Source organism: Priestia sp. P5_B4, assembly GCF_056400385.1.
Window position 1 is genome coordinate 12,951 of the sequence record NZ_JBFULJ010000024.1, and the last position, 16,568, is coordinate 29,518.

General features: G+C 39.8%; 14 protein-coding genes and 1 pseudogene. All 15 read right to left on the bottom strand.

The genetic code is table 11. From position 1 onward, the window contains the following. Positions 1-94: 94 nt before the first annotated feature. On the bottom strand, positions 95-361 hold the full coding sequence (locus AC1DRF_RS05200) for a YlmC/YmxH family sporulation protein (RefSeq protein WP_016765372.1): 267 nt from the start codon (positions 359-361) through the stop codon (positions 95-97). 98 nt (positions 362-459) lie between these two features. After that, positions 460-1,704, bottom strand: a complete 1,245-nt coding sequence (locus AC1DRF_RS05205) for a M16 family metallopeptidase (protein ID WP_028411394.1) — start codon at positions 1,702-1,704, stop codon at positions 460-462. A gap of 28 nt (positions 1,705-1,732) precedes the next feature. Then, positions 1,733-2,713 (bottom strand): polysaccharide deacetylase family protein, encoded by a 981-nt coding sequence (locus tag AC1DRF_RS05210; protein ID WP_016765374.1) that lies wholly within the window; start codon positions 2,711-2,713, stop codon positions 1,733-1,735. 142 nt (positions 2,714-2,855) lie between these two features. Beyond that, a complete protein-coding gene (pnp, locus tag AC1DRF_RS05215; protein WP_013084762.1) occupies positions 2,856-4,982 on the bottom strand; it encodes a polyribonucleotide nucleotidyltransferase in 2,127 nt (708 codons plus the stop codon). A 168-nt stretch (positions 4,983-5,150) separates the two neighbouring features. After that, positions 5,151-5,420: a 30S ribosomal protein S15 gene (gene rpsO, locus AC1DRF_RS05220; protein WP_013058831.1), complete on the bottom strand. Its 270-nt coding sequence runs from the start codon at positions 5,418-5,420 to the stop codon at positions 5,151-5,153. A 149-nt stretch (positions 5,421-5,569) separates the two neighbouring features. Further along, positions 5,570-6,526, bottom strand: coding sequence for a bifunctional riboflavin kinase/FAD synthetase (ribF, locus tag AC1DRF_RS05225; protein ID WP_043976521.1), 957 nt, complete (start codon positions 6,524-6,526; stop codon positions 5,570-5,572). Positions 6,527-6,554: 28 nt separating this feature from the next. Next, a complete protein-coding gene (gene truB / locus AC1DRF_RS05230) occupies positions 6,555-7,472 on the bottom strand; it encodes a tRNA pseudouridine(55) synthase TruB (RefSeq protein ID WP_477740401.1) in 918 nt (305 codons plus the stop codon). A gap of 92 nt (positions 7,473-7,564) precedes the next feature. After that, the gene (rbfA, locus tag AC1DRF_RS05235; RefSeq protein WP_013058834.1) at positions 7,565-7,930 is read right to left on the bottom strand and encodes a 30S ribosome-binding factor RbfA; all 366 of its coding nucleotides are present in this window, start codon (positions 7,928-7,930) and stop codon (positions 7,565-7,567) included. A 14-nt stretch (positions 7,931-7,944) separates the two neighbouring features. Beyond that, positions 7,945-8,223 carry a DUF503 domain-containing protein gene (locus AC1DRF_RS05240; RefSeq protein ID WP_016765375.1) on the bottom strand — a complete coding sequence of 93 codons (279 nt, stop codon included), beginning with the start codon at positions 8,221-8,223 and terminating at the stop codon, positions 7,945-7,947. Continuing rightward, a pseudogene (gene infB / locus AC1DRF_RS05245) lies at positions 8,220-10,088 on the bottom strand (translation initiation factor IF-2); the annotation flags it as partial. The gene AC1DRF_RS05240 and the pseudogene infB, both read right to left, overlap by 4 nt. Before the next feature lie 22 nt (positions 10,089-10,110). Beyond that, entirely contained in the window at positions 10,111-10,410 is a 300-nt protein-coding gene (locus tag AC1DRF_RS05250) for a YlxQ family RNA-binding protein (protein WP_013058837.1), read from the bottom strand. Then, positions 10,410-10,691, bottom strand: coding sequence for an RNase P modulator RnpM (gene rnpM / locus AC1DRF_RS05255; RefSeq protein ID WP_013058838.1), 282 nt, complete (start codon positions 10,689-10,691; stop codon positions 10,410-10,412). Before rnpM ends, AC1DRF_RS05250 begins: the two co-directional genes overlap by 1 nt. 13 nt (positions 10,692-10,704) lie before the next feature. Then, positions 10,705-11,817 (bottom strand): transcription termination factor NusA, encoded by a 1,113-nt coding sequence (gene nusA, locus AC1DRF_RS05260; RefSeq protein ID WP_013058839.1) that lies wholly within the window; start codon positions 11,815-11,817, stop codon positions 10,705-10,707. A gap of 37 nt (positions 11,818-11,854) precedes the next feature. After that, positions 11,855-12,325 (bottom strand): ribosome maturation factor RimP, encoded by a 471-nt coding sequence (gene rimP, locus AC1DRF_RS05265; protein ID WP_013084764.1) that lies wholly within the window; start codon positions 12,323-12,325, stop codon positions 11,855-11,857. Positions 12,326-12,689: 364 nt separating this feature from the next. Next, positions 12,690-16,568, bottom strand: a 3,879-nt coding sequence (locus AC1DRF_RS05270) for a PolC-type DNA polymerase III (RefSeq protein ID WP_477740402.1), incomplete at its 5' end; no start/stop codon positions are given.

Here is a 16,568-nt window from a genome sequence, read left to right on the forward strand (position 1 = left end):
TGCTTTTCTTCAACATACTATGTAAACACACAGGAATCGGTGAATCTTTATCCCTGAAAATAAAAGAAACGAGATGCAGGAAGCATCTCGTTTCTTATTTTGTTGACTGATTGTTTATGTCTTCTAGCTGCTGGACATTTACAATCACCATATCTGTACCAATTTTTTCGATATTCCCCCACGGCACTCGCACTTCATCTCCTTGCTTTCGAAACCCAAACCACTTCACAGATGGAATAATAAGCGCATTAATTTGTCCCGTATGTTCATTAATTTCAAGATCCGTTTGCCCTAAAATACCCAAACGCTCTGCTCGCTTAACATCTACAATTTCTTTTCCACTCAGTTCGCTTAATCTCATAGAATCCCTCCTTTCATCTAATTTATTGAACAACCGTACAAAAAATGACAAAAAAATAAGGCTGGCTCAATTATTTTAGCCAACCTTACTTTTACTGTTTAATTTCCTTTAAAACCTTTAGGTAAATCACCACTCGGGCTTATTAGCGAAAGAGCAAATTCATCTTTGAAAATATCTCGCGCAAGACCATTTACACTATCTTTAGTCACGGCATTAACAAGATCTAAAATCTCATCTAATGAACGGTGATAGCCTAGCATTAACTCATTTTTTCCGTTTCTGCTCATACGGCTATTTGTACTTTCAAGGCTCAGCATTAAGTTTCCTTTCAGCTGCTCTTTGCTGTTAGCAAGTTCTTTATCCGTAATCCCTTTGTCTTTCAAATCATAAAGCGTTTCTTGAACCGTATCATATAATACGTCGAGCTGATGGCTTCCCGTTCCCCCATAAATCGTGACAAGACCGCTGTCTCGATAAGAAGAATGATAAGAGAAAACAGAGTAAGCCAAGCCGCGCTGTTCGCGAACTTCTTGGAACAAACGACTGCTCATACTTCCACCAAGCACGTTATTTAATACAATTAAGCTATATACATCTTCTCCGCCAATTGGCAAACCTTTAAAGCCAAGACAAAGGTGAGCTTGTTCAGTCTCCTTTTTGCGCGCAATATGATTTGTATGGAACTCTGGCTGAACATATTGATGAGCGGAGTGACTTGACGTATATGTACCAAAATAGTTTTCCACCTGCTGAATAAAACTTTCATCAATGTTTCCAGCTACTGAAATAACGATGTTTTCGGGAATATACATTTGCTCCATATACTGACGAAGCGAATCACCGTTAAATGTTTTTAACGTATCTTCCGTTCCTAAAATTGGATAGCCTAATGGATGATTGCCATATACGGCTTTTCCTAATAAATCGTGTACAATATCATCAGGTGTATCTTCATACATTTTAATTTCTTCATATACAACATTTTTTTCACGAGCTAATTCCTCTTCATCAAATGAAGAATTAAAGAACATATCCGCCAGCACATCGAGCGCTTGATCTGCATGTTCATCTAATACTTTTGCATAGTAACACGTGTATTCTTTAGAAGTGAATGCATTTACTTGTCCGCCAATGCGGTCGAAGCTTTCTGCAATTTCACGAGCAGATCTTGTTTTTGTTCCTTTAAAAAACATATGTTCAAGAAAATGTGATACACCATTAATTTCAGGGTGTTCACTTCGAGAACCCGTTCCGATCCACACCCCAATGGCCACAGATCGAACAGTGGGGATATTTTCCAATACAATTCTTACACCATTTTTGCACGTATATCGTTTTATCAAGCTAGTGCCTCCCTTTTGCTTATCTCACTTACTTCTTAGTAGAAGAAGGTATTTTCATCATTCGTTCTTCATCTAGCATTGTTGACACATCGCTAACTTTGAGGCCTTTGCGTTCAATATCGGTTAACAATTGGTCAAGCGATTCAGCCGTTGATTCAGTCGGGTGCATCAGTACAATAGCCCCTGGGTGAATCTTTTTCATTACTCGATTAATTAACACTTCTGAACTTGGCTTTTGCCAATCGATTGTATCAACCGTCCACATGATGGTACTCATTTTTAACTGAGAAGCAAGCGTTACTACTTCGGGGCGAAAACTGCCGCTCGGCGGAGCAAACCATTTTACTTTTTGTCCCGTAGTAGACGTAATAATATCATTCGTTTTTTTAAGCTGCTGATTGATTTGACTAGCCGATAAAGTGGCCATATCAGGATGAGAATAAGAGTGGTTTCCTACTTCATGCCCTGCGTCTACAATCATTTTTGCCATATCTGGATTATTTTTAACCCATTTTCCTTCTAAAAAGAAAGTTGCTTTAGCATGGTGCTTTTTTAGCACTTCTAACATTTTAGGCAAATACTCGTTCCCCCATGCTACGTTCACTGTAAACGATACCATAGGCTTTTCATCGTGTCCACGGTAGATAGGTTCCTGTGGTAAATCCTTCAAGTGAACCTTTGGTCTAACCTGTTTGTACACTAGTTTTTTTTCATCAAATTTACCCGCAGGTTTCATATTTTTATAAGAAGCAGCAAGATCAACTTTTATGCCGTTATAGCCAGGAACCCGTTTCCAAACGGGATCGATTCGTGCATTCGCTGCCGGCTTTTCATAATCTTTTGCTTTTTCTTCAATCTTTTGATATAACGCATCATGCTGAGCTGATACAAGTTGTACATCGGATTTAAGTGCTTCTATATATGCTTCAGCAAAAGGATTATAAATAGATTTATATGTAATTGCCAGTAAAAATAGAAATGCTGTAAATTGCACAATGGTTCTCTTCACTTATCCTTCCCCCTTTACCATTTAAAATATGTATAAAGGGGACAAGGTAGAACAAACATCTACAAACGATAAAATCGCCCTACACATGGATTTTCTTCATGTATGGACGATTTCACAATATCTATATAGTAGTAAAAGAAGATTATTTTGTTTCTTTTGCTTTTTCTTCTTTTTCTTTTTGTTCTTTTAAAATTGCTTTACGAGATAAGTTAACGCGGCCTTGTTTATCAATTTCCATAACCTTAACTAGAATCTCGTCGCCAATTGATACAACGTCTTCCACTTTTCCAATACGCTCTTCTGCAAGCTCTGAAATATGAACAAGCCCATCTTTTCCGCTGAAGATTTCTACAAATGCACCGAATTTTTCAATTCGTTTTACTTTTCCTAAGTACATTTGGCCGACTTCAACTTCGCGTACAAGATCTTCAATAATTTTCTTCGCTTTTTCATTCATTGGCTGATCAATAGAAGAAATGAAGATTGTACCATCTTGTTCGATATCAATTTTAACGCCTGTTTCTTCGATGATTTTATTGATTTGCTTGCCGCTTGGTCCAATAACATCACGAATTTTATCAGGGTTAATAGCCATTGTAAGGATCTTAGGCGCATATTGAGAAAGCTCTTGACGAGGCGTAGCAATCGTTGACATCATATGATTTAAGATCTGCATACGGCCTTTTTTTGCTTGTTGAAGGGCTTCGTCTAAAATTTCACGAGATAACCCGTCAATTTTAATATCCATTTGAAGCGCAGTTACTCCATTTTCCGTACCTGCTACTTTAAAGTCCATATCTCCTAGGTGATCTTCCATTCCTTGAATGTCCGTTAGAATCGAGTAGTGTTCACCTGATTTGATCAGACCCATGGCAATCCCTGCTACAGGTGCTTTAATTGGAACCCCAGCATCCATCATTGCAAGCGTACTTGCACAAATACTCGCTTGTGAAGTAGAACCGTTTGACTCTAATACTTCAGATACAAGACGAATTGTATAAGGGAAATCTTTTTCATTTGGAATAACAGGCTCAAGTGCACGTTCACCTAGCGCACCATGTCCAATTTCACGACGACCCGGTCCGCGCATCGGTCTAGTTTCACCAACACTAAATGAAGGGAAGTTATAGTGATGCATGAAGCGTTTAGATTCTTCTACACTTAAACCATCTAAAATTTGCACATCGCCAAGTGCACCTAATGTACAGATGCTAAGCGCCTGAGTTTGTCCACGCGTAAATAATCCAGATCCGTGTGTACGAGGAAGCAAGTTTGTTTCAGAAGAAAGTGGACGAATTTCGTCAATACTACGCCCATCAGGACGCACTTTTTCTTCTGTGATCAAGCGACGCACTTCACTTTTAACAAGCTTCGATAAAATTTCATTCACTTGATTTAGTACTTCTTCTTCTACATCTTGCTCTTCAAATTTTGCAGCTACTGCGCTTTTCACTTCTTTAATCGCATTTTCGCGCGCATGCTTTTCTTGAACTTGAACGGCACGGTTCATGTCACCTTCTGCAATTTCGCGAACTTGACGCTCAAGGTCAGCATCCACAGTATAAAGCGCAACTTCTACTTTTTCTTTGCCTACTGCTGCTACAATTTCTTCTTGGAACGCAATTAACTTTTTAATTTGCTCGTGTCCAAACATAATTGCTTCTAGCATTACTTCTTCCGGTACTTCATCAGCGCCTGCTTCAACCATGTTGATCGCATCTTTTGTACCAGCAACCGTTAGATGAATATCGCTTTTTTCAAGCTCATCTACCGTTGGGTTTACAACAAATTCATTGTCTACACGGCCTACGATTACGCCTGCAATAGGACCTTCAAATGGAATATCAGATACTGATAATGCTAATGAAGAACCGAACATTGCCGCGATTTCTGAAGAACAGTTTTGATCTACGCTCATTACAACGCTGACAACTTGAACTTCGTTTCGGAAACCATCTGCGAATAAAGGACGAATCGGACGGTCGATTAAACGGCTAGCCAAGATTGCTTTTTCACTTGGTCTGCCTTCACGCTTAATGAATCCACCTGGGATTTTACCGACTGCATATAAACGCTCTTCATAGTTTACTGTTAACGGGAAGAAATCTACATTTTTAGGCTCTTTTGAAGCCGTTGCTGTACTTAATACAACTGTGTCTCCATAGCGGATTAATGCTGCGCCATTTGCTTGTTTTGCCAACTGGCCAACTTCAACTTCTAGCTTTCGTCCAGCTAGATCTACGGAGAACACTCGTTTTTCTTGTTCCATATCGACGAGTACCCCTCTCTACATATAAAATATGTATGTAATCAAATGTGATAGTTTTATTATAAACGAAATATCCAAAAACAATAGCTTTTTTCACATTATGTAGCATCTTTAATATTTCTTAAATGTACATACTAAAAAAGCGGGAATGCTCCCGCTTTCTTCTTATTATCGACGTAAACCAAGTTTGTTGATTAACTCACGATAACGAGTAACATCTTTGTTACGTAGGTAGTTAAGTAAGTTACGACGTCGACCTACCATTTTTAAAAGACCACGACGTGAATGGTGATCCTTTTTATGAGTACGTAAGTGACCGTTTAGATTGTTAATTTGCTCTGTTAGGACAGCGATTTGAACTTCTGGAGAACCAGTGTCGTTCGCATGAGTTTTGTACTCACTAATGATTTCATTTTTACGCTCTTGTGTGATAGCCATCCTATTCACCTCCTTATTATTAAACCCCAGTTACCGAGCAAAACGTTGGTGAATCGTAATGCCAAGCAATGGTTGTTTTACATACAAGTGTTATGTTACTACTTATTAGAACAAAAAGCAAGTCGTAGCAACTATTTATATATATTTTTTTATTTCTTATGCTTTTGAATTCCTTCAAAATAAGCAAGGGCTTCTTCCTTGTCCCTTGAGATCTGACCGACAAGCTCTTCGATGCCGCTGAACTTTTTTTCTGAACGAATCATTCGGTGCCATTTCACCGTTACGTGCTGATCGTAGATTTGCTCGTCAAATGATAATAAGTGGACTTCGATTGTTGGCTTTTCTAAATTATCATGAAAAGTCGGCTTATAGCCCACGTTGCATACTCCTGCATACCACTTGCCGTGGAGCTGAAGCTCAACAGCATACACGCCGATGCGCGGAAGTAAATACTCATCGTCTAAAGCGATGTTAGCAGTCGGAAAACCTATTTGCCTGCCTCGCTTTTCTCCATGAGTCACTGTACCCGACACTTCATAATAGCGCCCAAGCAGCTCTTTTACTCGATGCATGTCTCCATTTGCTAAATTTTCGCGAATGAGCGTTGAACTAATTTTTTCTTCGCCATTTGTTAACTTATCAATTGTTGTTTGAGTGAATTTTGATCGAGAATGAAATGGTAGTATTTCCATTGTTCCTTTACCTAACTTTCCATACGTATAGTCAAATCCAGCTACCACATGCTGCACATTCAGGCCAATAATATACTGATCAACAAACTCTTGAGGCAATAGTGCTGCAAACTGTTTATCAAAATGAACGATATATAAAAAGTCAATTCCCATTTCCTCAATGAGTTTCTTTTTTTCTTGAAGTGGTGTGATCATATCAATGTGCTGCACATTGCGCCCAAGCACCACAGAAGGGTGAGGAGTAAACGTCATCACAGCACTAGCTATGCCTTTTTCATCCGCTAACTGTTTTGCTGAATTTATCACTTGCTGATGCCCTAAATGCACACCATCAAAATAACCAAGCGCTAACACTGATTGTTGAACAGCTTCTCGTTGAAAGTGGTGTGGATGTCGAATTTCAATCGTTTCCAAAACACAGTTCACCTTTTCCCTAACCGGTCTAGTCGATTGCCAACACTTTAACCGGCTTCATTAAATGTTTTTTCGTTGGGTGCTGAGCATAAATTGCTAAGCACTTGCCTGCTGAATTTATCATTAAAAAGAATGGTTCTTTTTTTAACTCTTCATCTTCTGTGCACGGCAATRCCGCGCCATTTTTCACTTTCTCTGCTAATGTATCACTAATTTGAAGTTTCGGCAAATGATTAAGAGCTTCTTCGATCGAATGCAGTTTCTCATTGATCGTTTCTTCTTCTACCGCCCGTTCAATATCTTCAAATGTCACACAATCTTCCAGTGAAAACTGCCCTGAACCCGTTCGCTGCAAATAAGACATATGAGACGGATAGCCAAGTGCTTCTCCAATCATCACAGCAAGCGTTCGCACATATGTACCTTTGCTGCACGTTACGCGGAATTTGAAGGAAATTTGTTCTCCCTCAAATATAGCGCGATCGTCCAGCAGTTCAAAGTTATAGATATGAATGGTTCTAACAGGGCGCTCTACTTCGATTCCTTGCCTTGCATATTCATATAGCTTTTTACCTTTGACCTTTACCGCAGAGTACATTGGAGGCACTTGCTGAAGTTCTCCTGTCATCGAAGACAGCACTTCTTCGATTTGAGCACGTGAAAAAGAATCCACTACTTTCTTTTCTTCTACAACCTCTCCGGAAGAATCTTCTGTTGTTGTAGAAAATCCGAGTGTAACTTCTCCTTCATAGGTTTTAGTAGCTCCTGTTAGATACTCTACAATTTTAGTAGCTCTACCGATACAAATAGGCAATACCCCTGTAACGTCTGGGTCTAATGTGCCTGTATGCCCTACTTTTTTAGTGCGAAGCAGCTTTCGGACTTTAAACACACAGTCGTGCGAAGTCAGGCCAGCTGGTTTATGTAAAATTAAAACACCGTCCACTCATTCTTCATCTCCTTTTCATTTAAAAAAGGGTGTCTCAGAAGCAAAAACCACTTTTGAGACACCCTTTTTTGTTTCTACATTCACCGATCTTATTCGTTCTCTTGATGGTCATCGCTTTCTTTTTTAATTTCATGAAGCAATGATTCAATTCGATTACCATAATCAATTGATTCATCAAACTCAAACGTAATTTCAGGTGTTTTACGTAAGCGAATGCGCTGACCGATTTCTGAGCGGATAAATCCTTTTGCTTTCGCAAGGCCTTTTAACGTATTCTCACGCTGTTCAGCATCTCCTAAAACAGAGATATACACTTTCGCTTGCTGTAAATCGCCTGATACTTGAACATCTGTTACAGTCACAAAACCGATGCGCGGATCCTTGATTTTACGATTTAAAATCTCGCCCATCTCTTTTTTCATTTGTTCTCCGACTCTAGTTGCTCTTATGTTCATCTGTGTCACCCCTTTTATAACCAATCAAAAGTTGTAATGGTACGTTCAATCTCTGGAAAAGAATCAATCAAGCTTAGCGCTTTTTGCAGTTCTTGTTCCGTTGTGACACGGCTAGATGAGACTGCGACAATGCTAATTTTTGTTCGTTGCCACACATCTTGAAAATCAGTTTCTGAAACTGATACGTTAAACCGCTGCTTCAAGCGCATCAAGATGCGCTGAAGCACGGCACGTTTTTCTTTAAGAGAAGCAGCATTGTAAATTAAGCATTCACACTCCACTAGTCCAATCATTTAGGATCAATTTGCTCCATTACATATGCTTCAATAATATCTCCTTCTTTAATATCATTGAAGTTTTTAATTGTAATACCACACTCATATCCTTGAGCGACTTCTTTTGCATCGTCTTTAAAGCGTTTTAGCACATCTACTTCACCTTCAAAGATAACAATTCCGTCACGAATTAAACGAATTCCACTGTTACGTGTAATTTTACCGTCTGTTACGTAACTTCCTGCGATTGTACCAACTTTTGATACTTTGAATGTTTGACGTACTTCCACTTGACCGATGATTTTTTCAGCAAACTCAGGATCAAGCATTCCTTTCATCGCAGATTCAATTTCTTCAATTACTTTATAAATAATGCGGTGAAGACGAATATCTACGTTTTCTACGTCAGCTGTACGTTTTGCTCCAGCATCCGGACGCACGTTAAAGCCGATAACGATTGCGTTAGAAGCAGTTGCAAGAATGATATCAGATTCTGTAATCGCACCTACACCCGTATGAATAATACGAACATTTACACCCTCTACATCAATCTTTTGAAGAGCAGCAGCCAATGCTTCTACAGAACCTTGTACGTCTGCTTTTACGATAAGGTTTAAGTCTTTCATTTCACCTTGTTTAATTTTTTCAAATAAATCATCTAAGCTTACGCGAGATTTTTCACCGCGCTGTTGTTCAAGCTGCTTTTGAGCACGAGCTTCTCCGATTTGACGAGCTGTTTTCTCATCTTCAAACACTAAGAAACGATCTCCAGCTAACGGAACTTCGTTTAAGCCAGTAATCTCAACCGGAGTAGATGGTCCTACTTCCTTCACACGGCGGCCGATATCATTTACCATTGCGCGAACGCGGCCAAACGTATTTCCGACTACGATTGGATCACCTACGCGTAGTGTACCAGTTTGAACAAGAAGCGTTGCTACAGACCCACGGCCTTTATCTAGCTGTGCTTCTACAACTGTACCTGCTGCACGACGGTTAGGATTTGCTTTTAACTCTTCTACTTCACTTACAAGTAAAATCATTTCAAGCAATTGATCGATCCCTTCACCTGAAATGGCTGAAAGCTTACAGAAGATTGTTTCTCCGCCCCACTCTTCAGCTACAAGGCCGTGCTCCATTAGTTCTTGCATAACGCGATCTGGATTTGCTGCTTCTTTATCCATTTTGTTAACCGCAACAATAATTGGCACTTCTGCCGCTTTTGCATGGTTAATCGCTTCAATTGTTTGAGGCATTACACCATCGTCTGCTGCAACAACAAGGATTGTAATATCCGTTACTTGCGCACCGCGAGCACGCATCGTTGTAAATGCAGCATGCCCTGGTGTATCAAGGAATGTAATTTTCTTTTCGTCAACCACAACTTGATAAGCACCGATATGCTGCGTGATACCGCCTGCTTCTGCAGCCGTTACTTTTGTGTTACGGATAGAGTCAAGAAGCGTTGTTTTACCGTGGTCAACGTGACCCATGATTGTAACAACTGGAGGACGCACTTGAAGATCTTTTTCGTCATCAATGATTTCTAATGATTCAAAAGCAGTGTCATCTACCACTACTTCTTCTTCAACTTCTACACCGTATTCTCCGGCAATTAGTTCGATAGAATCTTTATCTAACTCTTGGTTAATTGTTGCCATTACACCAAGCATAAATAGTTTTTTAATAATTTCAGAAGGCTCTTTGCCTAATTCTTTTGCTAACTCAGAAACCGTTAAGCTTCCGACAAACGTTACTTTTTCCGGTAACTCTTTTGCAGCTGCTGGAGCTGGTCTACCTTTTGGTGCCTGTGACTTTTGTGCCTGTGGCTTTTTGTTACCTTTATTGTTTCCTTTGTTAGCTGTTGATTTTGTATTTTTATTCAATACTTTCACCCCCATAAAATTAACCGAGCATCGTTGCTAGCTTTTTAGCAAATCCCTCGTCCATAACGGCTACTACAACTCGAGCATCTTTACCAATCGCTTGACCTAGCGTATAGCGATCGGGAACGATTTTAACCGAAACGTTATAGTAAGAACATTTATCCGTTACTTTTTTCTTTGTGTTTTCAGACGCATCGCTTGCTAAAAGTACTAGCTTTGCTTTTTGTTTCCGAACTTCTCTAACCACAAGTTCTTCTCCAGAAATCAATTTTCGTGCACGGTTTGCAAGCCCTAAAAAGGAGATCCATTGTTCATTCATTAGCGTGACTGTTTCTCCTTTTCTACAAGCGCTAGCAACTCTTCATAAACCGCTTCATCTATTGACGCGCCTAAATGTGTCGAAAGCACATTTTTCTTTTTTGCCAATAAAATTGCTTCTTTATCCTTGCTTACATAAGCTCCGCGCCCGGACTTTTTACCCGTTACATCAACTGAAACGTCGCCTTCTTTTGAGCGTACAACGCGTACTAGCTCTTTTTTAGGCTTCATTTCTCCAGTGGCCACACATTTTCGCATCGGGACTTTTTTACGATTGTTCACCTTGGCTCACCTCTTATTCCATATCTTCATCTGAATCAAATGCATGTTGACTTACTAGCATATCATCGCTGTTTTTTACAACCATGCCTTCTTGTTCAGCTTCTGATTGACTTTTAATATCAATTTTCCAGCCTGTCAGCTTAGCAGCTAGACGTGCATTTTGTCCACGTTTACCAATTGCAAGTGACAGCTGATAGTCAGGAACGATAACAGTTGTTGCTTTTTCATTTTCATCTACAATCACATCTACTACCTTAGATGGACTTAAAGCGTTGGCAACAAATTCAACTGGATCATTTGACCAGCGAACGATGTCAATTTTTTCACCTTTTAGTTCATTTACAACAGCCTGTACGCGCTGACCTTTTGGCCCAACACAAGAACCGACCGGATCTACTTCAGCATACTCAGAATGAACAGAGATTTTTGAACGGTCTCCAGCTTCGCGAGCTACTGATTTTAATTCAACTGTACCGTCATAGATTTCCGGTACTTCTTTTTCGAAAAGACGTTTTAAAAGACCTGGGTGCGTACGTGAAACATAGATTTGCGGGCCTTTTGTTGTTTTTTCTACTTTCGTAATATACACTTTAATACGATCATGAGGTTTATACTGTTCATTTGGCATTTGCTCGCTTTGAGGAAGCAATGCTTCAATTTTGCCAAGGCTCACATAGATGAATCGAGAATCTTGACGCTGAACAATACCTGTCATAATATCTTCTTCGCGATCGCTGAACTCTGAATAGATAACGCCTCGTTCCGCCTCACGAACACGCTGTGTAACAACTTGTTTTGCTGTTTGAGCCGCGATGCGTCCAAAGTCTTTTGGCGTTACTTCGATTTCAACCACATCGTCTAGTTGGAAGTTAGGGTTGATTGTTTGTGCTTCTTCAACCGAAATTTCCAGGCGTGGATCATATACTTCATCAACCACATCTTTGCGAGCAAACACGCGCATTGAACCTCTTTCTAAATTTAAATCAACGCGTACGTTTTGCGCTTGGTTAAAGTTGCGTTTGTAAGCAGAAATTAGCGCTGCTTCAATTGCTTCAATAATTACATCTTTGCTAATGCCTTTCTCTTTTTCAAGAATGACTAAGGCATCAAATAACTCACTGCTCATCGTTGGATAATCCCCCTTTAATATTGGCCCCTACACATTAAAATACAATCGCTAATCGAGCAAAAGCGACTTTGTCATATGGTAAAACCACCGTTTTTGTGCGTGTTTTGATACGAATAGATAATGTGACAGTTTCTCCGTCAAATGATTGTAATTCGCCTTCAAATTCTTTTGCACCTTCAATTGGTTCATATGTTTTTATGTATACATGCTTACCAATTGCACGTTCAAAATCTTTATCTTTTTTTAATGGGCGTTCCGCACCAGGCGATGATACTTCTAAAAAATAGTTATGAGGGATTGGATCTACTGCATCCATTTTCTCACTCAATTTTTCACTTACTGCTCCGCAGTCTTCGATATCCACGCCGGTATCAGAGTCGATAAACACACGTAAAAACCAATCTTTTCCTTCTTTTACGTATTCAATTTCAACAAGCTCTAAATTCATTTCCTCTAAGATAGGGGAAACCATTTCTTCCACTGTTTGTTTTACATTTTTACTCATTCTAATCCTCCCTTCGAGACATTGCATGGTATGTTTAGGTTACGCGTTTTTTATGTCTCTTATATCAAAAAAGAGTGGTTTATTTGCTATTTTTATTTTGCACTCTATAAGAGGTCTAACCTACTAGAGTGGAAATGTTGTCGTTTGTGTTGCAGGATTTTAAACGTCACATAATAAATCAATCATGGTGATTGAAAATCTACAGAAAAAACGAATCATGCTAGAAGCCGATTCGTTCTCCATACTACTTACTATGTCAGTAAGTTCATATCAATAAGAAAGAGCGGGTTTCCCCACTCTTTCTCGTCCGTATCCTTAGCATTTCCACAATTACTATATCATAACCGCTTATTTTATGCAAATGTTAGAAAAGAGAAAGCTGGTTCTGATCAGGTAATGATTCAAGGCATCCATGGTTGTCTAGATACTCTAAAATCGTCTTCGATACTTTGCCTCGCTGCTGCAAATCTTCTTTCGATAAAAACTCTCCCGTTTCACGAGCTTTTACAATGTTCAGCGCTGCATTTGTGCCAAGACCGGGAATGGCATTAAACGGTGGAACTAAAGACGTGCCGTCAATTAAAAATTCGTCTGCGCTAGATTCATATAAATCTACTTTTTTAAACGAATAGCCTCGTTCGCACATTTCTAAAGAAAGCTCAAGCACCGTTAATAAGTTTTTCTCTTTAGGAGATGCATCTAAACCTTTGGCATTGATTTCTTCCATCTTCGCTCGAATGGCAGTTGAGCCTTTGATCATCGTATCAATATCAAAGTCATCTGCACGAACCGTAAAGTATGCTGCGTAATAAAGAAGCGCGTGGTGCACTTTGAAATAAGCAATACGCACGGCCATCAATACATAAGCAGCCGCATGGGCTTTAGGGAACATATACTTAATCTTTTTACAAGAATCAATATACCAGTCCGGAACACCATTTTTGATCATTTCCTCTTCAAATTCAGGTGTTAGCCCTTTCCCTTTACGTACAGACTCCATAATTTTAAAGGCAAGTGAAGGTTCAAGACCTTGATAAATCAGATAAACCATGATGTCATCACGACAGCCGATTACTTCACTTAAGTTGCAAATATCATTGCGAATTAGCTCCTGCGCATTACCAAGCCATACGTCCGTCCCGTGTGACAGTCCTGAGATTTGAACAAGCTCTGAAAACGTCGTTGGCTTCGTATCTTCTAACATTTGACGCACAAAGCGCGTTCCAAACTCAGGTATGCCAAGCGTTCCTGTTTTACACATAATTTGCTCTTCTGTTACGCCAAGTGATTCCGTTCCGCTAAAAATTTTCATCACTTCAGGATCATCCGTCGGAATTGTTTTTGGATCAATTCCACTTAAATCTTGAAGCATGCGAATCACGGTCGGATCATCGTGTCCGAGTATATCAAGTTTTAATAAATTATCATGAATCGAATGGAAGTCAAAATGAGTTGTTCTCCATTCGGAATTACGGTCATCAGCTGGAAACTGGATCGGTGAAAAATCGAAAATATCCATATAGTCCGGTACAACGATAATCCCCCCTGGATGCTGACCCGTTGTACGTTTTACGCCCGTACATCCTGCTACTAAACGATCCACTTCTGCGTTTCGTAAATGTAAATCACGGTCACCGGCATAGCCTTTTACATAGCCATAAGCTGTTTTTTCAGCTACTGTACCGATTGTTCCCGCGCGGTATACATTATCTTGTCCAAACAGTACTTTTGTATAGTTATGAGCTCGCGGCTGATACTCTCCGGAGAAGTTCAAATCGATATCGGGAACTTTATCTCCTTTGAATCCTAAGAACGTTTCAAACGGAATATCGTGTCCGTCTTTAATAAATGGTACCCCACAATCGTCGCAGCTTTTATCCGGCAAGTCAAACCCAGAACCAACGGAACCGTCATTAAAAAACTCGGATTTCTTACATTTTGGACAAACATAATGCGGAGGCAGTGGATTTACTTCTGTAATTTCTGTCATCGTCGCAACGAATGAAGACCCTACGGAACCACGTGAACCAACTAAGTAACCATCATTCAACGATTTTTTAACAAGTTTATGCGAGATCAAGTAAATAACGGCAAACCCGTGGCCGATAATACTTTTCAACTCTTTCTCTAGGCGAGCTTCTACTACTTCAGGCAGCTCTTCACCGTAGATGCTGCGTGCCATCGCATAGCTCATTTCACGCATTTCTTCGTCTGCGCCTTCAATTTTCGGCGTATATAAATCATCTTTAATTGGTTTAATATCGTCAATCATATCCGCTATTTTTTGCGTATTATGAACAACAATTTCTTTCGCTTTGTCCCCGTCTAAAAATGAAAAACAATTCAGCATCTCATCCGTTGATCTAAAATGAACATCCGGCAGCTGATGACGGTTTAACGGGTTAGCCCCCCCTTGTGAACCAATTAAAATTTTTCGGTAAATTTTGTCTTCCGGATTGAGATAGTGAACATTTCCTGTTGCTACAACCGGCTTTCCAATCTTTTCACCGAGCTTCACAATATTGCTGATAATATCTTTTAAGGCTTTCTCATCCCGCACTAAATCCAGTTCAATTAAGTGCTTGTAGTTGTCAGGAGGCTGCACTTCGATGTAATCATAAAATTCAGCTACTCCTTCTACTTCATCAATTCCTTTTTGCATCATGCCTTCGAATACTTCGCCCCGGTCACATGCGGTTCCAATCAAGATGCCTTCTCGATATTTGTCGAGCTGAGACCTTGGAATTCGCGGAACTCGATAAAAGTAATTTAAATGAGAAATCGAAACGAGTTTGAATAGATTTTTTAAACCTACGTCGTTTTGTGCTAAAAGCGTCGCATGATAAGGACGGGCCCGCTGATATGCATTCCCTTCTCCCATATAATCATTTAAGCGATCGTGCATCGTAATTTCGCGTTCAAATGCATCTTTCAGCATTTTATTTAACAAATAGCCGGTTGTTTCCGCATCGTAAATCGCGCGGTGATGCTGCACAAGTTCAATATCAAACTTTTTAGCAAGAGTATTTAAACGATGGTTTTTCATATGCGGATACAAAAATCTTCCGAGTTCAAGCGTATCAATAACGCCGTTAGCTGCTTTTTCTAATCCGATTTTTTGCAGTCCCATATTTAAAAATCCCATATCAAAGCTTGCATTATGAGCGACTAAAATACTGTCGCCCATCCACTCGTGAAAATCCCGAAGTACTTCTGAGATTTCAGGCGCATTTTGGACCATATCATCTGTAATACCCGTCAGCTCAATTGTTGTTGCAGACAGAGGATGATGAGGATTTGCAAACCGTTCAAATCGATCGATGATTTCGCCTTCTTTCATCTTCACGGCAGCAAGTTCAATAATGGTATCGTATACGGCTGACAAACCGGTTGTTTCGACGTCAAATACTACGTAAGTTGCTTCTGTCAAATCCACATGCTGCGGATTATAGGCAATCGGTACGCCGTCGTCCACTAAATTGACTTCCACTCCGTACAGTATTTTAATGCCGTTCTTTTTCCCGGCTCCATACGCTTCAGGAAACGACTGTGCAACCGCGTGATCAGTTATCGCTACAGCCGGATGTCCCCATTTTTTGGCTTGTCCGACTAAAGCTCCAACAGATGAAACGGCATCCATTTGACTCATTGGCGTATGCAAGTGAAGTTCCACACGCTTTTCATCTTCAGGCGCTGTATCCTGTCTAGCGGGACCGGTAATCTCGTTAACATCATTTCCAATCATAACTAGATCACGGACAAATGTATCGTTTTGTACACTTCCGCGCACCTTTACCCACATTCCTTTTTTAATCGCTTGAAGTAAAGGAATATCTTCTTTGTCACGCGAAAACATTTTAACCATAATAGAGTTTGTATAATCTGTCACTTTAAAAATAAGAAGCGTACGTCCGCTTCGTAATTCTCTCGTTTCTGCATCAAATACGTATCCTTCAACGGCAATTCGCTTTTCTTCATCTACAATGGAGTCCAGGCGAACCGTCTCGTCTTTAATCGTATATCCAATTGTAAGCGGACCTTTTGGTAGGTCTGGTCCATCACTTTTTTCATTTTCTTTATTTTGCATTTCTGTGATGGCTTGTAATACTTTTTCTGTATCTTCTTGTTTTCGTTGCTCTACAAACTGCTGAAATGCTTCTTCTGAATGTACAACTTCCGTCATTAGCTGAAGGTTCGGAAACCCATAGGACGCATACTGATCAGCAATTAACTGACTATACTT